This is a genomic window from Geobacillus uzenensis, from assembly GCF_002217665.1.
GTDB lineage: Bacteria > Bacillota > Bacilli > Bacillales > Anoxybacillaceae > Geobacillus > Geobacillus subterraneus.
Map to the genome: position 1 here is coordinate 100,350 of NZ_NEWL01000002.1, position 20,679 is coordinate 121,028.

Annotated in this window: 20 protein-coding genes and 1 other annotated feature (1 of these 21 cut by a window edge); of the genes, 16 read left to right on the forward strand and 4 right to left on the reverse strand. The window is 53.7% G+C overall.

The annotated features are described in order from the left end of the window. Window positions 1-196, forward strand: a binding site (T-box leader); it begins 29 nt to the left of the window's first position. A 53-nt stretch (window positions 197-249) separates the two neighbouring features. Then, window positions 250-1,509 (forward strand): tyrosine--tRNA ligase, encoded by a 1,260-nt coding sequence (gene tyrS, locus B9L21_RS02025; protein WP_063164988.1) that lies wholly within the window; start codon window positions 250-252, stop codon window positions 1,507-1,509. A gap of 46 nt (window positions 1,510-1,555) precedes the next feature. Here tyrS and rpsD read toward each other — a convergent pair whose 3' ends face one another. Then, window positions 1,556-2,158, reverse strand: a complete 603-nt coding sequence (gene rpsD, locus B9L21_RS02030; protein WP_063164989.1) for a 30S ribosomal protein S4 — start codon at window positions 2,156-2,158, stop codon at window positions 1,556-1,558. 324 nt (window positions 2,159-2,482) lie between these two features. Here rpsD and B9L21_RS02040 point away from each other — a divergent pair, with 324 nt between their 5' ends. After that, a complete protein-coding gene (locus B9L21_RS02040) occupies window positions 2,483-4,318 on the forward strand; it encodes a sensor domain-containing diguanylate cyclase (protein ID WP_063164990.1) in 1,836 nt (611 codons plus the stop codon). Window positions 4,319-4,370: 52 nt separating this feature from the next. Here the strand turns inward: B9L21_RS02040 and B9L21_RS02045 are convergent, their stop codons facing one another. Together B9L21_RS02045 and hisJ are read right to left on the reverse strand one after the other, a co-directional pair. After that, the gene (locus B9L21_RS02045; RefSeq protein WP_063164991.1) at window positions 4,371-4,847 is read right to left on the reverse strand and encodes a GAF domain-containing protein; all 477 of its coding nucleotides are present in this window, start codon (window positions 4,845-4,847) and stop codon (window positions 4,371-4,373) included. Between the two features lie 27 nt (window positions 4,848-4,874). Further along, window positions 4,875-5,699, reverse strand: coding sequence for a histidinol-phosphatase HisJ (gene hisJ / locus B9L21_RS02050; RefSeq protein ID WP_063164992.1), 825 nt, complete (start codon window positions 5,697-5,699; stop codon window positions 4,875-4,877). Between the two features lie 187 nt (window positions 5,700-5,886). On the opposite strand from hisJ, the gene ezrA reads away from it, so the two are divergent. The 5 genes from ezrA to mbcS all read left to right on the forward strand — a co-directional run bounded on the left by ezrA (window position 5,887) and on the right by mbcS (window position 12,120). Further along, complete coding sequence (gene ezrA, locus B9L21_RS02055) at window positions 5,887-7,590, forward strand: septation ring formation regulator EzrA (protein ID WP_063164993.1); 1,704 nt, start codon at window positions 5,887-5,889, stop codon at window positions 7,588-7,590. A gap of 151 nt (window positions 7,591-7,741) precedes the next feature. Continuing rightward, complete coding sequence (locus B9L21_RS02060; protein ID WP_063167282.1) at window positions 7,742-8,905, forward strand: cysteine desulfurase family protein; 1,164 nt, start codon at window positions 7,742-7,744, stop codon at window positions 8,903-8,905. Further along, window positions 8,895-10,100, forward strand: a complete 1,206-nt coding sequence (gene thiI, locus B9L21_RS02065) for a tRNA uracil 4-sulfurtransferase ThiI (protein ID WP_063167283.1) — start codon at window positions 8,895-8,897, stop codon at window positions 10,098-10,100. The genes B9L21_RS02060 and thiI overlap by 11 nt, the downstream gene beginning before the upstream one ends. An 80-nt stretch (window positions 10,101-10,180) precedes the next feature. Further along, the gene (locus B9L21_RS02070; protein ID WP_020960916.1) at window positions 10,181-10,387 is read left to right on the forward strand and encodes an alpha/beta-type small acid-soluble spore protein; all 207 of its coding nucleotides are present in this window, start codon (window positions 10,181-10,183) and stop codon (window positions 10,385-10,387) included. A gap of 137 nt (window positions 10,388-10,524) precedes the next feature. Beyond that, window positions 10,525-12,120, forward strand: coding sequence for an acyl-CoA synthetase MbcS (gene mbcS, locus B9L21_RS02075; protein WP_063164994.1), 1,596 nt, complete (start codon window positions 10,525-10,527; stop codon window positions 12,118-12,120). Window positions 12,121-12,352: 232 nt separating this feature from the next. On the opposite strand, the gene B9L21_RS02080 is transcribed toward mbcS, so the two are convergent. Then, a complete protein-coding gene (locus B9L21_RS02080; RefSeq protein ID WP_063164995.1) occupies window positions 12,353-13,156 on the reverse strand; it encodes an NAD kinase in 804 nt (267 codons plus the stop codon). A gap of 110 nt (window positions 13,157-13,266) precedes the next feature. Here B9L21_RS02080 and sppA point away from each other — a divergent pair, with 110 nt between their 5' ends. From sppA to B9L21_RS02130, 9 genes are all read left to right on the forward strand, one after another. Beyond that, the gene (gene sppA / locus B9L21_RS02085) at window positions 13,267-14,274 is read left to right on the forward strand and encodes a signal peptide peptidase SppA (protein ID WP_063164996.1); all 1,008 of its coding nucleotides are present in this window, start codon (window positions 13,267-13,269) and stop codon (window positions 14,272-14,274) included. Window positions 14,275-14,305: 31 nt separating this feature from the next. Further along, the gene (locus B9L21_RS02090; RefSeq protein ID WP_409071375.1) at window positions 14,306-14,761 is read left to right on the forward strand and encodes an RDD family protein; all 456 of its coding nucleotides are present in this window, start codon (window positions 14,306-14,308) and stop codon (window positions 14,759-14,761) included. Window positions 14,762-14,929: 168 nt separating this feature from the next. Next, window positions 14,930-15,559, forward strand: a complete 630-nt coding sequence (locus B9L21_RS02095) for a DUF2953 domain-containing protein (RefSeq protein ID WP_089134981.1) — start codon at window positions 14,930-14,932, stop codon at window positions 15,557-15,559. Window positions 15,560-15,570: 11 nt separating this feature from the next. Continuing rightward, entirely contained in the window at window positions 15,571-16,041 is a 471-nt protein-coding gene (gene ytfJ, locus B9L21_RS02100) for a GerW family sporulation protein (protein ID WP_063164999.1), read from the forward strand. A 174-nt stretch (window positions 16,042-16,215) separates the two neighbouring features. Then, entirely contained in the window at window positions 16,216-16,716 is a 501-nt protein-coding gene (gene tpx / locus B9L21_RS02105) for a thiol peroxidase (protein ID WP_063165000.1), read from the forward strand. Window positions 16,717-16,836: 120 nt separating this feature from the next. Continuing rightward, on the forward strand, window positions 16,837-17,826 hold the full coding sequence (locus B9L21_RS02110) for a class I SAM-dependent methyltransferase (protein ID WP_063165001.1): 990 nt from the start codon (window positions 16,837-16,839) through the stop codon (window positions 17,824-17,826). Between the two features lie 286 nt (window positions 17,827-18,112). Then, window positions 18,113-19,303 (forward strand): acetate kinase, encoded by a 1,191-nt coding sequence (locus B9L21_RS02115; protein ID WP_063167284.1) that lies wholly within the window; start codon window positions 18,113-18,115, stop codon window positions 19,301-19,303. Window positions 19,304-19,669: 366 nt separating this feature from the next. Continuing rightward, window positions 19,670-20,182 carry a hypothetical protein gene (locus B9L21_RS02125; RefSeq protein WP_063165002.1) on the forward strand — a complete coding sequence of 171 codons (513 nt, stop codon included), beginning with the start codon at window positions 19,670-19,672 and terminating at the stop codon, window positions 20,180-20,182. A 136-nt stretch (window positions 20,183-20,318) separates the two neighbouring features. Further along, window positions 20,319-20,669 carry an SCP2 sterol-binding domain-containing protein gene (locus B9L21_RS02130; protein ID WP_063165003.1) on the forward strand — a complete coding sequence of 117 codons (351 nt, stop codon included), beginning with the start codon at window positions 20,319-20,321 and terminating at the stop codon, window positions 20,667-20,669. The last annotated feature ends 10 nt before the right edge of the window (window positions 20,670-20,679 follow it).

Below are 20,679 nucleotides of genomic sequence, written 5' to 3' on the forward strand. Positions count from 1 at the left end.
TTGTCTCCCTGGTGCAGAGAGCTGGCGGGCGGTGCGAGCCAGTCCATAGGCAGGCGTGAATTACCTCCCCGAGCAGCGATGGCGAACGGCGTTGACGCTCAGTAGCCGTCTGCCGGCATGCGCCGTTACCGAAATGAGCGAGAAAGCGACAGGCTTTCTAAGTAGGGTGGTACCGCGATGAACACTCGCCCCTTCATACAGGGCGGGTGTTTTCTTTTTTTTGATGACATTCATAAAGAGGTGAAGAACATGGACTTGCTCGAAGAACTGCAATGGCGTGGGCTCGTCAATCAAACGACGGATGAAGACGGGCTCCGAAAGCTGTTGAATGAAGGAAACGTGACGCTCTATTGCGGATTTGACCCGACAGCGGACAGTTTGCACATCGGCAACTTAGCGGCCATTTTGACGCTGCGCCGCTTTCAGCAGGCCGGACATCGGCCGATCGCCCTAGTCGGCGGCGCAACCGGACTGATTGGCGACCCGAGCGGAAAGAAAAGCGAGCGCACGCTCAATGCCAAAGAAACCGTCGAGGCATGGAGCGCCCGCATTAAAGAACAGCTCGGCCGCCTGTTAGACTTTGAAGCGGAAGGCAATCCGGCAAAAATCGCTAATAACTATGATTGGATCGGTCCGCTTGATGTCATTACATTTTTGCGCGATGTCGGCAAGCATTTCAGCGTCAATTACATGCTCGCCAAAGAATCGGTGCAGTCGCGCATTGAAACCGGCATTTCGTTCACCGAGTTCAGCTACATGATGCTGCAGGCATACGACTTCCTCAACTTGTACGAAACGGAACAATGCCGCCTGCAAATCGGCGGGAGCGACCAATGGGGCAACATTACCGCCGGGCTCGAGCTCATTCGTAGAACGAAAGGAGAAGCGGAAGCGTTCGGCTTGACGATTCCGCTCATCACGAAAGCGGACGGCACGAAATTCGGAAAAACGGAAAGCGGCACGATTTGGCTTGATAAAGAAAAAACGTCGCCGTATGAGTTTTACCAGTTTTGGATTAACACCGATGACCGCGACGTCATCCGTTACTTGAAGTATTTTACGTTCCTGTCGAAAGAGGAAATCGAGGCGCTTGAACATGAGCTGCGCGAGGCGCCGGAGAAGCGGGCGGCACAAAAAGCGCTCGCTGAGGAAGTGACGAAGCTCGTTCATGGCGAAGAGGCGCTTAGGCAGGCGATCCGCATTTCGGAGGCGCTCTTTAGCGGCGACATTGCCGAGTTGACGGCCGCGGAAATCGAGCAAGGGTTTAAAGATGTGCCGTCGTTTGTCCATGAAGGAGGCGACGTTCCGCTCGTCGAGCTGCTTGTCGCCGCCGGCATTTCGCCATCGAAGCGGCAGGCGCGCGAAGATGTTCAAAACGGCGCCATCTATGTCAACGGCGAACGCATCCAAGACGTCAGTGCCTTCTTAACGGCCGAACACCGTTTGGAAGGGCGGTTTACCGTCATCCGCCGCGGCAAGAAGAAATATTATTTAATTCGCTATGCCTAAACAAAACGATCCGAAATGCCGATGCATTTCGGATCGTTTTTGCGCATTAACGCGAGTAGAACTCAACGATGAGCGCTTCGTTCACTTCCGCCGGCAGTTCGGAACGCTCCGGCAGGCGAGTGTATGTGCCTTCCATTTTTTCCGGGTCGAACGTCAAGTAATCCGGAACGAAGTTGTTCGCTTCGAGCGCTTCTTTAATGACTTGCAAGTTGCGCGATTTTTCGCGGACAGCGATCGTTTGTCCCGGTTTGACGCGGTACGACGGGATGTTGACGCGGCTGCCGTCGACTAAAATGTGGCCGTGCGTCACAAGCTGGCGGGCTTGACGGCGCGTGCGGGCCAACCCTAAACGGTAGACGAGGTTGTCGAGGCGCGATTCAAGCAAAATCATGAAGTTTTCGCCGTGTTTGCCCGGCATTTTGCCCGCTTCTTCAAACGTTTTGCGGAACTGGCGCTCGTTCACGCCGTACATATGGCGCAGCTTTTGTTTTTCCTGCAGCTGCAAGCCGTACTCCGACAATTTTCTCCGTTGGCCTGGGCCGTGTTGACCAGGCGGATACGGACGTTTTTGCAATTCTTTCCCCGTGCCGCTTAACGAGATGCCAAGGCGGCGGGAAATTTTCCATGTTGGGCCAGTATAACGAGCCATTGACTGCTCCTCCTTATGCTTTTATTCCCGTAAAATAAAAGCAGATGTGCGCCAACAATTACGGCCATTTTGTTTTCATGTATCCTCGCTCTAGCAGCTAAGAGTTACGCGATACACCTCGGCGGGCCGAGGAACAAAATGAACCATAAAGGTGGGCACAAAGGCTGCTATATTTTACACAAAGGCTATTATATGATTTTTAGAGGGAAAAGTCAATATTTTATTTTCCTTTTTGGCCGTTTGTATGATATAATAAAAGATGCAATTTTTAGAAAAAATTTGTCATCTATTAGAGTGATGATGCCAGTTTAGGTGGAAAAGATGATGAGATGGGAAGAAACGAAACGATATGAATCGTTTAAGCGGAAATTTTTCCACTGGTTTTTGGCGTTTCAGGACGACGGGCTGTTTTCAACAGCGGCGGGCGAGCTGCTTGCGCTGCTAAAAGAAGAGCTGGCGCTCGAACAAGCAGTATTGTACTTGTTTGACCCGTCGTGCGGCACCTTTTGCCCGGAGGCGGCCGCTGGCGGGGAGCCGGTGGCGGGGCGGATTGCGGCAGAGGAAAAGCAGGAGATCGTCGTGGTCGATGATGGCGGGCCGCGCATAGCCGCCCGCCTCTTTTTCCTGCTTTCCGAAGAAGCGCCGGCGATGGTCGAGCTGGTGTACGGAAAAGGCCGCCGCTTCGATAGACCGCTGCTTGAAGCGCTGAGAGCGGATTTGGCCCAGCTGTTCCGCAAGCTGAGCACGTTGTCACAAGGGAAGAGCGAGGAGAAACGGTACGAGCAGCTGCACTGCTTTGCGGCGAAAATCCACTCCTCGATGCAAATCGACGATGTGCTTGAAGAAATTATCCGCACGCTGCAAAACGTCTATCCGTCGTTTACATACTACCTTCTGTTATCGCACGATAACCACTTGCGCGGAAATTTGCCGATTAAAACGTTTGCCTTTGATGAAAACGGAGAGCAAACGGCGGCGCTGCGGGCGTTTTTGACCGGGCAGGTGCAATGCGAGGAGACAGCGGCGCCGCAGCGCTCGGTGCTGTACGCGCCCATTAAAGGGGTGCAGGCAGTATACGGGGTGATTCAAATTATCGCCCCGCATGCCGCTCCGTTTCCGAAGCGGGAAATCAACTTTATTTCACTGTTGGCGGGGACGGCCGGCAGCGCGCTGGAAAACGCCAAACTGTACGAACAGTCGCGCCGGCTTGTTGCCGATTTGCAGCTCATTAACGACACGATGCGCCAGCTGAACGCCCGGTCGCGGCTGCACGAGGCGATCGAGTATATGGTGTCGCAAATTCGGCAGTCGTTTGGCGCGGATGAAGTTGGCTTTTTCTTGTTTGCTGACGGCAAACATGAGCTTCTTCCGGGGAGCACGCCGTTTTTTTATGAAGGCTTATCGGCGATGTATGTCGAATGGGTCGAAGCGCGGCGTCGCAGCGGAAACGATATTTTATTTGCCGGCGATGTATGCGCGTCCGATTTTGGGTCGTTTTGTTCCGTTATGGCTGCGCCGATGCTGCAAAATAAAGAAACAAAAGGCGTCTGCATCGTGCTTGCCCGCAAGCCATATCAGTTCACGTTTGACATGTTTAAACTGCTGCAATCGCTTGTCCAGCACTCGACCCTGGCGTTTATGAACGCGATTTTGCGGGAGGAACTTGAGAAGTTGGTCATCACCGATTATTTGACGAAGCTGTATACGCGCCGTTATTTGGACAGAGAGATCCAACAATCGATGGAGACGGATGCGCTTGGGGCGTTTCTTTTAATCGATATCGACAACTTCAAACAGATCAACGACATTTACGGTCATCAGACGGGCGACGATGTGCTCGTTCAAGTGGCCGAGATGATCCGCACGAACATCCGCGATAACGATATCGCGGCGCGCTGGGGAGGAGAGGAACTCGCTGTCTATTTGCCGAACGTGTCGCTTTTTGACGCGGTTTCGGTTGCCCGCCGCATCGTTGAAAAAGTGAGGGAGCATACGGTCCCGCCGGTGACCGTTTCGTGCGGCATTTCATCGTGGAGGCAGCATGACCATGATAATGCGGAACAGTTGTTTAAACGGGCGGACGCGGCGCTGTATATGGCGAAGGAGACTGGAAAAAACTGCATTTTTGTCAGTGATCGCCACCATTCCTATAAGGTGTAAAAAAGGAATCCGGTCAGGCGGATTCCTTCTTCGCGCCGGCTGTTATTTCCGCTCATTCGGAAATGAGCACGCCGGCGAATTGTTCTAAATAGCGGCGGTCAGTGTCATCAAAGCGGTTTTTCACCGGGCTGTCGATGTCAAGGACGCCGATGACGCGGCCTTCCTTGATGAGCGGCACGACAATTTCCGATTGGGATGCAGCATCGCAGGCGATATGGCCCGGAAATTGGTGCACATCGGGAACGACGACCGTCCGCCGCTCGGCGGCTGCTGTGCCACAAACCCCTTTGCCGAACGGAATGCGCACGCACGCCGGCAACCCTTGGAACGGGCCGAGCACAAGTTCGTCGCCCTCTGCCAAGTAAAACCCGACCCAGTTGATGTCGGTGAGAAACTGATTAAGCAGGGCGGCAGCGTTCGCCAAGTTGGCAATCATGTTCGGCTCTCCGGCGATGAGCGCTTTCAGCTGCTCGATGACGAGCGCATAGTTTTCTTCGCGTGTACCACTGTAGGCGGTTGGATGAAACATTTGTTTGCCCTCCTTTTTTGGCCCATTTTATGATGACGCCTGGCGGTTGTCAACCGCAAGCGCTTCGTGATCCATCACGTCCCGCCCTTGATGCAAGTCGGCCGCGCGATGAGCGTCCGAGCCGTAAACGATCGGGATGCCGCGCCGCCGCGCTTCAGCGATGAGGCGGTTGGGCGGGTAAGGCTCGAGGCAGAGCGGTTTGGCGGCGCCGGCTCCATTATAGTCGATCTCATAGCCAAACTGCCCCATGTCATCAAGAATGGCAAGAACGAGCCCGGTCATCGGATCCGGGCATGGAAAGCGGCGCCAAAACTTGCGCACAAGTGTGATATGCCCGATGCGTTTCGGCTTATAGCGGCCAAGGTCGGCGCGGATCGACCGGCGCACGGTTTCGTAATAAGCGCGGTGGACGCGCTCAACGGAGCCGAACAGGCGGACGATGCCGGCGAACATATCGGCGCTGTAGTCTAAGCATACATAGCGGTCTTCGTGCGCTAAAAAGTGAACCGATAAAATGCTGTCATCAAGCAGCGGACCGACCTCATCGAGCAATCGCACCGTCTCTTCCTCCCAACCGGGGATAAAGTCGACCTCAAGCCCGACGCGGATCGTGATGTCGTTTCGGTAGCGCGCCTTCACATCAGCGACAGCGGCCAAATAGCGCTCAAGCTGCCGGCGCTCCATGGCGCTGTCCTGTTCCGGCGTCGGGTCGACAAACCGTTCCGGCAGCGGGGCATGTTCAGTGAAGGAAATATCGGTATAGCCGAGCGCAATCGCCCGTTCTACATATTGCTCAAGCGGGTCATGGCTTCCGTGCGGGCAAAACGGTGTATGAATATGGCCGTCACGCAAGGCGGTTTTCCCCCTTTCCCTTTGTATGATAGCAAACATATTGAAGATTCTTGTAAAAAAAATAAAAATTTTGGTCAAAAAATGTCGTTAACATGGTATCATAAAAACATTGAAAAACATATATTTTTGCCTTCTCCGCCATTTTGATTCATTTCGGAGTAGCTTGAGTGCAAGGGGGCATTTGTGCATGGAAATCGTGTGGATCGTTCTGCTCCTCAGCGCAGGGGCAATCATATACAATCAGATGTACCGGAAGCGGATGTATCGGGAAATCGACCGGCTTGAGGGATGGAAAATCGAGCTGATGAACCGGCCGGTGCCGGATGAGCTCGCCAAAGTGAAACAGCTGAATATGACGGGGGAAACAGAGCGGCTGTTTGAACGGTGGCGCCAGCAATGGGATGAGATCGTAGCCGTGAAGCTGCCCGATGTCGAAGAACAGCTGTTTGACGCCGAAACGCTTCTTGACAAATACCGGTACCGGCAGGCGCGCAAGCTGCTTGGACAAATGGAGGACGGCCTGCGCCGCCTCGAGGAAGAGGTGCATCAAATCATTCATGAAGTCAACGAGCTGATCGGAAGCGAAGAGCAAAACCGTGCGGAAATCGAGGAGCTGCGGGCCGCCCACCGGGAGGCGAAAAAAACGCTGCTCGCCTATCGATATACGTTCGGGGCGGCGGCCGATTTGCTCGATGTCCGCCTGAGCGAGGCGGAAAAGCAGTTTCAGTCGTTTGCGGAATTGACGGAAGCCGGCAACTACTTGGCGGCGCGCGATGTCGTCTTGTTGCTGAAGCAGGAGCTTGACCGCCTCACCGCGATGATGGAAGAGATTCCGGTGTTGCTTGGCGAGTGCCAAACCTCACTTCCGGCCCAGCTCGCTGAGCTCGCTGACGGCTATCAGGAAATGGAACAGAGCGGGTACATACTCGATCATTTGCACATCGAACGCGCGTTGGAAGAAAAACAGGAGAAAATCAAGCAATGCTTGGCGATGATCGGCGAGTTGCGCATCGAGGAAGCGAAGCAGACCGTCGCTGAGCTGAAAGAAGAAATTGACACGCTGTATGACTTGCTGGAAAAAGAAGTGCTTGCCCATCGATACGTGCAAACGGAAATGCCGCGCATCGGCGGCATGCTCAAGGAATTGGCCGCCGAGGCGAAAGAAACGGGCGCTGAAGCCGTGTTCGTCCAGCAAAGCTACCACCTGCCGCCAGGCGACCTCGAAAAATACCGAAGCATTGAAAAACAGCTGCACCAGCTGCAAAAGCGGTTTTTGCTGATCGAAGAACGCGCCGCCGAGGCGAAAACCGCCTATTCGCTGCTTAGAGAGGAGCTTGAACAGCTCGTTGGGCAAATCGGCATGATGAAGGAAGAACATGAACAATTTCGGGTGATGCTGCAGACGCTGCGCAAAGATGAATTGATTGCGCGCGAAAAGCTCGATGACATGAGAAAACAATTGTCTGAAGCACTTCGTCTCGTGCAAAAAAGCCGGCTGCCGGGGCTGCCCGAATCGTATGCGCTTAGGCTGACGGAAGCGCGCAACAGCCTGCAAAATGTCGCCGCCCGCCTCGATGAAAAGCCGCTCGACATGCCGTCGGTCGATCAGGCGCTTGAAGAAGCGAAAGCGTCGGTGGAACGGCTGTATGAGCGAACCATCGAAATGATCGAACAGGCGGCCTTGGCTGAACGGACGATTCAATACGGCAACCGCTACCGCCGCCGGTATCCGGCCGTTCATAAAGGGCTTGAGGAGGCCGAGTTTTTATTCCGCCATTATGATTACGAAGAGGCGCTTCGCCAGGCGGTGGCCACGATTGAGAGCGTCGAACCGGGCGCGTTTGATCGCGTGCAGCAGCTTTGGCAGACGGACAACGAGGAAGAACGATGATCCCAACCCGATAAATATCGGCGGAAACCGATATTTATCGGGTTTTTGGTGAATACTGTAAATGTGTGTGTGTTTTCGTTGCTGTTTTTCGTCCGCTTTTATTATTATGTTATATGGATGAATTGCCGATCACGAGCGGAGGATGGAAATGATGATTTACCTTGATAACAGCGCGACAACGAAACCGTTTCCGGAAGTGATCGATTCGTTTGTGACGGTCGCGACGGATTACTTTGCCAATCCGTCTTCACTTCATGAGCTGGGCATGAAGGCGGAGCGGCTGCTCGCACAGGCACGCGAACAAATCGCGGCCATGCTGCGCGTCAAAGCGAACGAGGTCGTGTTCACGTCCGGCGGAACGGAAGCGAACAATTTCGCCATGAAAGGAGTCGCTTGGCAATATCGGCGGCGCGGCCGCCATATCATTACGACGGAGATCGAGCATCCGTCCGTTGCCGAGCCGTGCCGGCAGCTTGAGGAGCTCGGCTTTGAGGTGACGTACTTGCCGGTCGACCGCGACGGGAGGGTGTCGGTAGAGCAAGTGGAGCGAGCGCTGCGCGATGACACGATTCTCGTTTCAATTATGCACGTCAACAACGAAGTCGGCACGGTGCAGCCGATTGAGGAAATCGGTGCGCTTCTTGCCCGCTATCCGAAGACGCTGTTTCATGTCGACCGGGTGCAAGGCATCGGCAAAGTGCCGCTCGATTTGAAACAAGCCGGCGTCGACTTATGCACGCTATCGGCCCATAAATTTCATGGATTGCGCGGCGCCGGGGTGCTTTATGTCCGCGAAGGCGTCCGTTTGATGCCGTTGATCGCCGGCGGCGGGCAGGAAATGCGGCTCCGGTCCGGAACGGAAAATGTCGCCGCCATTGTTGCGATGGCGAAAGCGCTGCGCCTGGCGATGGAGAAATACGAGCGGGAGATCGGCCGGCTCAAGGCGCTAAAGGAGGAGTGGCTGGCCGCCCTTTCCGCCATTCCGGAGATTGAGATCAACACGCCGCGCCACGGCGCTGCGCCGCATATCATCAACTTTTCCTTAAAGCGCGGCATGAAGCCGGAAGTGTTCGTCCATGAGCTGGCGAAAAGCCGTATTTACGTCTCGACGACATCGGCTTGTTCGTCGAAAAAAAAGGCGCCGAGCCAAACGCTACTAGCCATGGGGCTCGGCGAAGGACGGGCTGAGCGCGGCATCCGCATCAGCCTGTCGTTTGACAACACGAACGAAGAAATCGCGCCGGCGGTGGCGGCCATGAAACAGGCGATCAAAACATTAAGTGAGGTAACGGGATCACATGGAGATGAAGTATGACCGCATTTTAATCCGTTATGGGGAAATGACGACGAAAGGAAAAAACCGCAACATTTTTGTCCGGCGGCTGAAAAACAATATCGCCCGCAAACTGCAGGCGTTTCGCCGGATTCAAATTGAATATATGCGCGACCGAATGTACATTTTATTAAACGGTGAGCCGCATGAACCGATCATCGACAAGCTGAAAACGGTGTTTGGCATTCACTCGTTCAGCTTGGCGATGAAGTGCGAAAACGATTTAGATGCCATTAAAGAGACGGCGCTTGCCGCCGTCCGCCAGCTTCCGTACAAAGGGAAAACGTTTAAAGTGAGCGCCCGCCGCGTCAATAAACAGTTCCCGTACCGAAGCGACGAGTTGAACTATGAAGTCGGGGCGCATATTTTGCGGCAGACGGAAGACTTAACGGTCAACGTGCGCCAACCGGACATTGATGTGCGCATCGAAGTGCGCCAAGATGGGACATATGTCACGTGCCGCGACATTTTCGGCGCCGGCGGCCTGCCGGTCGGGACGAGCGGCAAGGCGATGCTCATGCTCTCAGGCGGCATCGACAGCCCGGTCGCCGGCTACTTGGCGATGAAGCGGGGCCTCGAAATTGAAGCCGTTCACTTTTTCAGCCCGCCGTTTACGAGCGAACGGGCGAAGCAAAAAGTGATCGATTTAGTGCGGACGTTGACCGCCTACGGCGGAAAAATCAAGCTGCATATCGTGCCGTTTACCGAAGTGCAGCAAGCCATTTATCAAGGAGTTCCAAATGAGTATTCACTGATTTCCACCCGAAGGGCGATGCTGAAAATTACGGATGCGTTGCGCCGCCGCCAACGGGCGTTGGCGATCGTCACCGGGGAAAGCCTCGGCCAAGTGGCGAGCCAGACGCTGGAAAGCATGTACGTGATCAATGAGGTAACGAACACGCCGGTTTTGCGCCCGCTCATTTCGATGGATAAAATGGAAATTATCGAGATTGCTAAGCAAATCGGCACCCACGATATTTCGATTCTTCCATATGAAGACTGCTGCACCATTTTTACGCCGCGGGCGCCAAAAACGAAGCCGAAAAAAGAGAAAGTGCTTCATCACGAGGGTCAGCTCGATCTCGCCCCGCTTCTTGAGAAGGCGATCAATGAGACGGAAACGATCGTGATCGATGAAGAAGCCGGACAAGCTGATGAGTTCGCTGACCTGTTTTGAATCTCAGAATTTACCAAAAATGCTGTTGCATATCGCCGTCTGTTTTCACACATTCTATACGTACAAGGAGGTGAAAACAGATGGCACGCAACAACAACAACAATCAACTGCTTGTTCCGGGTGCACAGCAAGCGCTCGAGCAAATGAAATATGAAATCGCCCAAGAATTCGGCGTCAATTTAGGCGCTGACACGACATCGCGCGCTAACGGTTCGGTCGGCGGCGAGATTACGAAGCGTCTTGTCGCTATGGCGCAGCAACAATTGGGCGGTGCGCGTCAATTCTAATTTCATACATGATGGCTTGCGCGGCGGGGAGCTCCCCGCCGCTTATTATGTCAAAAAAGTATTCAAAATATAATAACTATTTTGTATAATAAAGATGCCGGCGACGGCAAAATGAACAGAAGAGGGGGAGAGGAACGATGAAGCGGGAAGAACTGATCGCTCCTGAGCGCTACAATTTAACGTCCGAAATGGAACGGCATGCGGCGGCCCACCCGGAGCGAATCGCTTTAAAATGGGAGAATGAGCACGGCGAAACAAAAGAGATTACATACGGGCGCCTCATGGCGCGCGCCAATCAAATTGGAAACGCTTTCTTATCGCGCGGGCTGGAAAAAGGGGACAAAGTGCTTGTCATGGTTCCGCGCCTGATTGAAGCGTATGAAGTATATGTAGGGGCGCTCAAAGCCGGGCTTGTCGTCATTCCGAGCTCCGAGATGCTGCGGACAAAAGATTTGCAATACCGATTGTCCCATGGGGAAGTGAAGGCGGTTGTCGCCTATGAACCGTATCTTAACGAATTCGCTTCGATCGATGGCATCGACAAGCTGTTGAAATTTTCGATTGGCGAGCGCGAGCATGACGGCTGGGTTCGGCTGGGGGCAGCGATGGCGGAAGAAAGCGAAACACTCGCTGCGGCCGATACGTCGCGCGACGATATGGCGTTTTTATCCTACACCTCTGGCACGACCGGCAATCCGAAAGGGGTTGTCCATTGCCATGGCTGGGCGTACGCCCATTTGCGCACGGCGGCAAAAAACTGGCTGTGCATCGAAGAGAACGATCTCGTCTGGGCGACGGCCGGACCGGGATGGCAAAAATGGATTTGGAGTCCGTTTCTATCGGTGCTTGGCTCGGGGGCGACCGGGTTCGTCTATTACGGCCGCTTTGAGCCGGAAAAATATTTGCAGCTGTTAGAAAAATATGAAGTGAACGTGCTTTGCTGCACGCCGACCGAATACCGCCTCATGGCGAAGGTGCCGGATATCGGCCGCTACAACTTATCGCACTTGCACAGCGCCGTGTCGGCCGGCGAGCCGCTCAACCGCGAAGTGATCGACACGTTTGCCAAGCATTTTGGCATCCAAGTGCGCGATGGCTATGGCCAGACAGAAAATACACTGCTTGTCGGCGTCATGAAAGGGATGGACATCAAGCCGGGATCGATGGGGAAACCGACGCCGGGCAACCGCGTCGAAATCATCGATGAAAACGGCGAACCGTGCCCAGTCGGTGTTGTGGGAGATATCGCCGTCCATGTGGAAACGCCGGCGCTGTTTAAATATTACTATAAAGATCCGGAACGGACGGCGATGCAGTTCCGCGGCGACTATTACATTACCGGCGATAAAGCGCGAAAAGACGAAGACGGCTATTTCTGGTTTGAAGGCCGCGGCGATGACATCATCATCAGCTCCGGCTATACGATCGGCCCGTTTGAAGTGGAAGATGCGCTCGTCAAGCATCCGGCGGTGAAAGAATGCGCCGTCGTCGCCAGCCCGGATGAAGTGCGCGGCCATGTCGTCAAAGCGTTCGTCGTGCTGCGCGACGGGGTCGACAAAAACGATCCATCGCTCATTCCGGCATTGCAGGAGCATGTCAAACAATTAACCGCTCCGTACAAATACCCGCGCAAAATCGAGTTCGTCGACGACTTGCCAAAAACGGCGTCCGGGAAAATCCGCCGCGTCGAGCTGCGCGAACGGGAAGCGCGCCTTGCCGGCCGGTCGTCATAAGCGCGGGGGGATGGAAACGCGCGTGCAATGAAAGGCCGCAAAACAGCCCTCCTTAAGCGGCGTGAATCAGCCTGAAGGCCGCCCGTTTCGGGAGGGGGCGGTTCATCTTGAAGCCATTCATAAAACGAAAGAGGGTGTCCCGAACGAAGGGACACCCTCTTCCATCCATACCAACCGAATACTCCCGCACACCTTGTCGTCTCTCCCGAAGAAAGGCGACCTTGCGCGCCGTTTATAAAAAGACGCGCTTCACTTTATCCCAGAATGAGTTGTCTTTTAAGCGCACCGTTTTGATGACCCGGTCGCTCAACTGGATGTCAATCCGCTCAATATGCTGGATGCTGAGCGCTTCATTGTCGAGGCCAATGATCGGAAAATGGCTCGTTTCTTCCGACATTTTCAGCGTCAGTTTCCGCTTACCGCTCAAAATAAACGGCGAGCCGAGCGTCCGGTAGCGGTTGCTGTTGAGCGAGGCGAGCTCGCTCACTTGAAAGCACGGCAAAAGTGGATCAACGATCGCTCCGTGCACCGATTTGTTGTAGCCGGTGCTGCCGGTTGGCGTCGAGACGATAATGCCATCGCCGCGGAACGTTTCAAAATGCAAGTCGTCAATAAAAACATCGACCGCCATCGTTTTAATGATTTGCGAGCGGATCGAACATTCGTTTAAGCAGAAAAAGGAGGCGGTGCCGTCGATCGTCACTTCGATGACCGGGTAGCGCCGCACTTCAAGCTTCCAGTTTCTGGCCGCTTCAACCATATGATCGATATCATCGATTTGGAAATCGCAATAAAATCCGCGCGTCGGCAGCGTTGACACACCGACGTATAAACGGTCAGAGCGGAATCCGGTTTGCCGGACCGCCTGCAAAAACGCGCCGTCATCGCCGATGCTGACGATAATGTTCGCTTCCCGGGCGTCGTCGACAACGACAAACGGCCCGCGCTCCGCCCGCTCAATGAGCGGCTTCACCCGTTCGACGAGCTCGTCGTCGCGCTTATAAAAAAAATAGAGGCGGTTGCGTTCCATGTCCATCTTTGCGCCCTCCTAATGGCATCATATCTTGAACCGATGTACAATGAATATTGTACCACGTTTTCCATGATTCTAAAAATATGGGTAGCTGATGCAAAAGGGGGGAGAGGATGAATCGAAAACGGTGGACGGCGTTGGCGATCGCGTCGGCGTTGTTTATCATTTCCGTGCTCGTTAACGCCATTGGCGTACTGCTGTCCGATGAGGCGGGAACATGGTCGGAAAATTGGCTGGCACTGATGGAAGCGCCGTTTAGTGAAGAAGTGATCGAAGAGGGCGACCCGCTGCAAAAAATCGTGGTCTTGGAAGTGAACGGTGTCATTCAAGAGGCAGGCGAAGCGGAGGCGTTCCTTTCCTCGCCGCTTTATAACCATCAAACATTTTTGCAAATGATCAAACAGGTGAAGGAAGATGACCGTGTCAAAGCCATCGTATTGCGCATCAACTCACCAGGCGGCGGGGTCGCCGAAAGCGCGGAAATTCATAACCAGCTGTTGAAATTGAAAAAAGAGACGAAGAAGCCGATTTACGTATCGATGGGAGCGATGGCGGCGTCAGGCGGCTATTACATCGCCACAGCGGGCGATAAGCTGTTCGCTAGCCCGGAGACGATCACCGGCTCGATCGGCGTCATTATGCAAAGTGTCAACTACGAAGGGCTGGCCAAAAAATACGGCGTCGAGCTCGTCACAATCAAAAGCGGCCCGTACAAGGACATCATGAACCCAGCGCGCAAAATGACGGATGCGGAGCGGGACATTTTGCAGCGGCTGATCAACCAGTCGTATGAGGCGTTTGTCGACGTTATTGTCAAAGGCAGAAAGCTGCCGGAAGAGGCGGTGCGCAAACTGGCGGATGGCCGCATTTACGACGGCCGCCAGGCGAAATCGCTCCGGTTGATTGATGAGTTTGGTTATTTGGACGATACAATTGCGGCGCTCAAAAAAGAACATCGGCTCGCCAATGCTCAAGTTGTGAAATATGTAGGCGATGCCCCGTGGGGCTCCCTGTTCGGGTTGATATCCAACCGGGCGAAGCCGGAAACAGAAGCGGCCGAGCTCATCCGTCTGTTGTCGCAGCCGTCATCGCCGCGGCTCATGTATTTATTTACTGAGTAAAGGAAGTGGGAGGATGACTGATACGCAAGCGATGGCGCCGCCTGCGCCTGAACACCGTTTGCCGGTGGAAGCGGCTCCCCGCTACGGCGGATTTTGGCTTCGTTTTTGGGCGTATTTGCTTGACGTTATAGTCGTTTCAAGCATAAACCGGCTTGTCGTTTGGCCGTTGTTTCGCTTGTTTGACTGGCCGTTAGCGCGGGATCATTGGTTTGCGCCGGCCGCGGTGGCGGCGGCTGCCGTCTTTTACGCCTATTTTGTTTTGATGACGAAAGCGTTCGGGCAGACGCTTGGCAAAATGGTGTTCGGCCTAAAAGTCGTCGATGAGCGGGGCGTGCCGCTTACATGGCTGACGGTGCTGTTCCGCGAAGTCATCGGCAAATTTATCGCCAAAAAACTGTTGTTCATCGGTTTTTTGTTTGTCGCTTTTTCGGAAAAGAAAAAAGGGATGCACGATCAGTTTGCTGATACGATCGTCATTCGGGATTGACGGGCTTTTGTTTGCATCCGTCCGCCCTCAATAACCACCACCTGCCGCTATGGCAGGTTTATTTTTTTTCCATATGGTGACAATGTATGGTGAAAGGAAGTGCGGACATTGAGAATCGTGATCATAGCCGTCGTGGTGGTGGCTCTTTTTCTCCTTCTTGTCGCATGGATGAAAATTTCGGTAACGGTCGTATTCCGTCATGCTGAAGACGATGACGAGTACAAAATTGTGCTGCGCACCCTATTTGGCCTCATCCGCTACACGATTCGCGTCCCGCTCATCAAGATCGAAACTGAACCCGAGTCGCCCGGGGTGGCGCTTGTTCATAAAGAGGGAACGGGAGGAACGCGCGGGAAAGAGGAAAAGAAAAGCAAATGGACGCCGAGCGACATTGCCGATTTCTTTCGTCAAGTCAAGCAGTTTCTCAAACAAGTTGTCGACTTGCATGAAATTATGAAACAGTTTTGCCGTCATGTCACGATTACAAAATGGGAATGGCGGACCAAAATCGGCACCGGCGACGCGGCGTCAACCGGGTTGGTCGCCGGGCTTGGCTGGTCGTTGAAATACACGATCATCGGCACGGTGAGCCGTTACACGAAGATGAAAACCATCCCGGTGATTACGATCGTTCCGACCTATGACCGGGCTGTTTCGGAAACGGCGTTTTTATGTATGTTTCAGTTTCGAATCGGGCATGCTATGTTAGCAGGATTGCGAGTGATCAAACATTGGCGCGGACGGCGCTTGAGGAAACGAAACCCGTTGACAGCAAGACAGGCAAATGAAGGATATTAGGAGGAATGAGCATGACGAATCATCCGATTCAAGGCCTAATGACAACAGCGATGGAAAACTTAAAACAAATGATTGATGTCAATACGATTATCGGCGACCCGGTTGAGACGCCTGACGGCAGCGTCATTTTAACCGTATCGAAAGTCGGCTTTGGGTTTGCTGCCGGCGGCAGCGAGTTTATGCTCGACGGCCAGCAAAACGGCCAAGGGACGCAAGCGGGCGGAAATGGGCAAAACGGGCAAGCCCAAGGGAACGGGCATCCGTTTGGCGGCGGCAGCGGCGGCGGTGTCTCCATTACCCCGATTGCGTTTCTTGTCGTCAATTCGTCCGGTGTCAAACTTCTCCATTTGGATGAAAGCACGCACTTATATGAGAAAATACTCGATGTCGCCCCGCAGGCGTTTGAGAAAATTCAAGCGATGTTGAAGAAAAACAAGCAAGACGGGGCGGCTTCTGCTTCGGCGAACGACTTTGACATTTAGCTGAGCGCGGCGCTGGATCGTTTATCGTCCGGCTCTTTTTCATCCTGTCAGTGGCGGAAGGCCAGGCTTTTCGTTCCATGATCAGCCTTCCAATGAGACAAAACAATTGCAAAAATCGTTTCCCCGTTTTACTATGGAAATAGTACATATTTTTTCTTAAGGGGGAGAGAGCCCATGGCTAATGTGACGTTTAAAGGAAACCCGGTCACGCTCGTCGGCAACGAAGTGAACGTCGGCGACAAGGCGCCGGATTTTACGGTGCTTGACCAAAACTTGCAAGAAGTGACGCTTGCCGATACGAAAGGGCATGTCCGCTTAATCAGCGTCGTTCCGTCGCTGGACACCGGGGTTTGCGACGCGCAGACGCGCCGGTTTAACGAAGAAGCGGCGAAGCTCGACAATGTGAAAGTGCTGACCATCAGCGTCGATTTGCCGTTTGCGCAAAAACGGTGGTGCGGCGCTGCCGGCATCGAAAACGTCCAAGTGTTGTCCGACCATCGCGACGTTTCGTTCGGACAAGCGTACGGCGTCTTAATCAAAGAACTGCGCTTGCTCGCCCGCGCGGTCTTTGTCATCGACAGCAACGATACGGTGACGTACGTAGAATACGTGCCGGAAGTGACGAACCATCCGAACTACGAATCGGCGATTGAAGCGGCAAAAGCAGCGAAATAACGGAAAAAGGCCCCGATTTGTTCGGGGTCTTTTCTTTCCTGTCGGCGCGCTTCTTGCGGCACGGGGCGGATCGGCGTACAATAGCAGAAGGGACATGGGCAGAAAGGTGGGATATACGGAATGATGACGCCAGTTGAGCGGCTGTTCACTGTATTGGATGAAACAGCTCAGATTTTGCAGGAAGAATTGCAATGCACGTATTTAGAAGCGGTCGCGGAAACGGGGGAAAACTTGTTCCACGGCGATGTGCTGCAGGATGAAGTGAGCGAGCTAAACGCCAAACGGCTGAAAAAACAATATCGCGAACTTGTGCTCGACCGGTTTCAAAATGAAGAAATCCGCAAGGCGTTCCAGCTCGCTGCCTTAAAAGGGATGCGCCAGCATGTTCAGCCACACCATCAAATGACTCCGGATGCGGTCAGTTTATTTTTGGCGTATTTAGTGCGCCGGTTTACACGCCCGCATTTGGCGCTCACTATCCTTGACCCGGCCGTCGGCACGGCGAACTTATTGACGGCGGTGCTCAACGGACTGAGCGGCAAGCAGGCGAAAAGCTATGGCGTCGATGTCGATGACTTGCTCGTCAAACTCGCGTATGTCAACGCCAACTTGCAAAAACACGCGGTGCAGCTGTTTAACCAAGACAGCTTGCGCCCGCTTTTTGTCGAACCGGCTGATGTCGTCGTCTGCGATTTGCCGGTCGGTTATTACCCGGATGATGACAATGCGTCCCGGTTTGCTCTGAAAGCGGAAGAAGGGCGGTCGTACGCGCACCATTTGCTGATCGAGCAAAGCTTGCGGTATACAAAAGACGGCGGCTATTTGTTTTTCCTTATTCCCAATACGTTGTTTTCAAGCCCGCAAGCGCAACAGCTGAACACATTCTTAAAAGAGACGGCCATCGTCCAAGGCGTGCTGCAGCTGCCGCTGTCGATGTTTCAACACGAACAGGCGGCGAAAAGCGTGTTCATTTTGCAAAAGAAAGGGCCGATGGCAAAGCCGCCAAAAAACGTGCTGCTTGCCGAACTGCCGCGCTTTTCGAACAAGACGGCGATGCAGGCGATGATGGCGAAAATCGAAGCGTGGATCGCGAATGAAAAAGGAAGCTGAGCGGCAAAAGGCGGCCCCGTCTTCAACGGGGGCTAGGAGATGGCGGCAAGGAAGCATGCAGCGCGTGGATATCGTGATGAAAAGGGGGTCCGATCTTTTGGGGACTCCCTCGTTTGCATTTTTCACAACATAAAGACTTTTTCTTGCAACCGATTACTAAACGAGCAAGCGCTTGAAAGAACAATAAGGGGGGCATACAATGAAAAAGGCATAGTGAAACGGCCGCCCATCGCGCACACTAATGGTAGGCGCGATCGGATTTTGCAAAAAGGAGCTGTTTGGATATATGGCGAACGTGTTAGCCATTAACGCGGGTAGTTCATCATTGAAATTCCAATTGTTTGAGATGCCGGCGGAAACGGTGTTGACGAAAGGGGTCGTCGAGCGCATCGGCTTTGACGACGCGATTTTCACCATCGTTGTCAACGGGGAGAAGCAACAGGAAGTGACCGCCATCCCGAACCACGCCGTGGCGGTGAAAATGCTGTTGGATAAATTGATTCGCTACGGCATTATTCGATCGTTTGAGGAAATCGACGGCATCGGCCACCGCGTCGTTCACGGCGGCGAAAAGTTCAGCGACTCCGTGTTAATTACCGATGAAGTGATGAAACAAATCGAAAAAGTTTCCGAGCTCGCCCCGCTCCACAACCCGGCCAACCTTGTCGGCATCCGGGCGTTCCAAGAAGTGCTGCCAAACGTGCCGGCGGTGGCGGTGTTTGATACGGCGTTCCACCAAACGATGCCGGAACAGTCGTTTTTATACAGCTTGCCGTATGAGTATTACACGAAGTTTGGCATCCGCAAATACGGATTCCACGGCACGTCGCATAAATACGTCACCCAGCGCGCGGCCGAATTGCTCGGCCGGCCGATCGAACAGCTGCGCCTCATCTCGTGCCATTTAGGCAACGGCGCGAGCATCGCAGCGGTGGAAGCAGGAAAATCGATTGATACGTCGATGGGCTTTACCCCATTAGCCGGTGTAGCGATGGGGACGCGCTCCGGCAACATCGATCCGGCGCTCATCCCGTATATTATGGAAAAAACAGGGATGACGGCCGATGAAGTGATTGAAGTGTTAAACAAACGAAGCGGCATGCTCGGCTTGTCCGGCATTTCAAGCGACTTGCGCGACCTCGAAAAAGCGGCGGCGGAAGGAAATGAACGGGCCGAGCTGGCGCTTGAAGTGTTTGCGAGCCGGATCCATAAATATATCGGTTCATATGCGGCCCGCATGTGCGGCGTTGATGCCATCATTTTCACCGCCGGCATCGGCGAAAACAGCGATGTCGTGCGCGCCAAAGTATTGCGCGGCCTCGAATTCATGGGCGTCTACTGGGATCCGGTGTTGAACAAAGTGCGCGGCAAAGAAGCGTTCATCAGCTATCCGCACTCGCCGGTCAAAGTGCTCGTCATCCCGACGAACGAAGAGGTCATGATCGCCCGTGATGTGATGCGGTTGGCGAATTTGTAAAATCATTAGAAGGACGTTGAAAATAACCGGTTCGCTCGATTGGCGAGAACTCGAAGTGGATCAGGTTATAGTGTCGCAAGTCTTTTCAACTTGAGAAATGCTGCTGGGAGCACCAGTTTCCCTTAAATCACCATCCTTTTAGAATAACAAAGAATTTTCGCAGCCATTTTGGCCAAAACGGTTGTTCCAAACAAACGGGGCGGCCGTTTTTTTGTATGGCGCTTTGGTGCATTTCGTTCATGTTTCAACCCATATGAAGGGGGATGTCTTGTGTTTTTCGTCTCCCCGGCAATCGTCGGAATTGCCCGTGGCGTTGTTTCGTGCCAAAATGAGAGTGCATACCCGGTTTAAAGGGAGTGAACGGATATGGCTTTGTTTCGTGATGATGTTCATGTGTATCGGGTGATCGGCGAGTTCATGCAAATCCCATCGCGGCCGCGGACGATCGAAGAGCTGCGGCAATGGTGGGGCCATCATCCCGCCTATTATGAACAAGGGAACGAATTGGAGCAAATCAACCGCATCGGCGAGCAAATCCACCGTTCCCGCGCCGCGTTCGTTTTTTACTTGACCGATCCGGAGGCGGTCATCAGCATCGATGCGAGGCGGCCAAAGCCCGGCGCACATTACGAAGTGCTGTTCGGCCGGGGGCTTGATCAGCCTGATGTCGCCATTCAGACAGCGGGGGACGTCGCCCATCAATTTTGGGGCGGCAATGTCAGCGTTCCGTTGGCACTGATGACTGGAAAAATGAGGGCAAAAGGATCGAAAGCGAAGGCGCTCCAGCTGCTGCCGCGCATCGTGCCGGCGTTTCCGCTTTATCGGCGCTATTTGGAACTGATTGATGAGCGCGTGCTTCTCCATGTTTTAAAAGCGTAAAAACATCGGGGGAGCGCCGCGCAGGAGGAAAGAAAGTTCCGACGATTTTCGGGATAGGACGTGGAACGGAAAGACGATATAGTAAAAGTACAAAATAATATTTCAGATAGTTCTAAATTTTAAGGAGGTCATGAAGATGACGACGGTAAGAGACATTTTCCAACTGATCGATTCGCAATTGAGGGAAGATCCATCCCGCGCTGATGGGGTTGTCGCGGTGTACCAGTTTAACTTAAGTGGGTCTGATGCGGGGGTGTACCAAGTCGTCCTTCGCCCAGATGCCGGATTTGTCATTGAAGGAGAGCAAGAAACGTCCGATTGCACGCTCAGCATGGACAGCGAGGATTTTAAGAAAATGGTGGACGGCGAGCTCAACGGAACGGAAGCGTTTATGAGCGGGCGGCTTCGCATTGATGGGGATATGGGGCTGGCGCTGCGTCTTCAAGAAGTGCTGTCCGCCTATAACAGCGCCAATCAGAGCCAATAAGCACACCAAG

Bases quoted from the DNA above. Each gene is read 5' to 3' on its own strand.
- sppA (WP_063164996.1), top strand. From the start codon at position 13,267: ATGAATCGAAAACGGTGGACGGCGTTGGCGATCGCGTCGGCGTTGTTT.
- B9L21_RS02070 (WP_020960916.1), top strand. From the start codon at position 10,181: ATGGCACGCAACAACAACAACAATCAACTGCTTGTTCCGGGTGCACAG.
- B9L21_RS02060 (WP_063167282.1), top strand. From the start codon at position 7,742: ATGATTTACCTTGATAACAGCGCGACAACGAAACCGTTTCCGGAAGTG.
- B9L21_RS02080 (WP_063164995.1), bottom strand. From the start codon at position 13,156: ATGGACATGGAACGCAACCGCCTCTATTTTTTTTATAAGCGCGACGAC.
- B9L21_RS02090 (WP_409071375.1), top strand. From the start codon at position 14,306: ATGGCGCCGCCTGCGCCTGAACACCGTTTGCCGGTGGAAGCGGCTCCC.
- B9L21_RS02130 (WP_063165003.1), top strand. From the start codon at position 20,319: ATGACGACGGTAAGAGACATTTTCCAACTGATCGATTCGCAATTGAGG.
- tyrS (WP_063164988.1), top strand. From the start codon at position 250: ATGGACTTGCTCGAAGAACTGCAATGGCGTGGGCTCGTCAATCAAACG.
- B9L21_RS02045 (WP_063164991.1), bottom strand. From the start codon at position 4,847: ATGTTTCATCCAACCGCCTACAGTGGTACACGCGAAGAAAACTATGCG.
- B9L21_RS02040 (WP_063164990.1), top strand. From the start codon at position 2,483: ATGAGATGGGAAGAAACGAAACGATATGAATCGTTTAAGCGGAAATTT.
- mbcS (WP_063164994.1), top strand. From the start codon at position 10,525: ATGAAGCGGGAAGAACTGATCGCTCCTGAGCGCTACAATTTAACGTCC.
- ezrA (WP_063164993.1), top strand. From the start codon at position 5,887: ATGGAAATCGTGTGGATCGTTCTGCTCCTCAGCGCAGGGGCAATCATA.
- tpx (WP_063165000.1), top strand. From the start codon at position 16,216: ATGGCTAATGTGACGTTTAAAGGAAACCCGGTCACGCTCGTCGGCAAC.
- B9L21_RS02110 (WP_063165001.1), top strand. From the start codon at position 16,837: ATGATGACGCCAGTTGAGCGGCTGTTCACTGTATTGGATGAAACAGCT.
- B9L21_RS02115 (WP_063167284.1), top strand. From the start codon at position 18,113: ATGGCGAACGTGTTAGCCATTAACGCGGGTAGTTCATCATTGAAATTC.
- thiI (WP_063167283.1), top strand. From the start codon at position 8,895: ATGAAGTATGACCGCATTTTAATCCGTTATGGGGAAATGACGACGAAA.
- B9L21_RS02095 (WP_089134981.1), top strand. From the start codon at position 14,930: ATGAAAATTTCGGTAACGGTCGTATTCCGTCATGCTGAAGACGATGAC.
- rpsD (WP_063164989.1), bottom strand. From the start codon at position 2,158: ATGGCTCGTTATACTGGCCCAACATGGAAAATTTCCCGCCGCCTTGGC.
- ytfJ (WP_063164999.1), top strand. From the start codon at position 15,571: ATGACGAATCATCCGATTCAAGGCCTAATGACAACAGCGATGGAAAAC.
- B9L21_RS02125 (WP_063165002.1), top strand. From the start codon at position 19,670: ATGGCTTTGTTTCGTGATGATGTTCATGTGTATCGGGTGATCGGCGAG.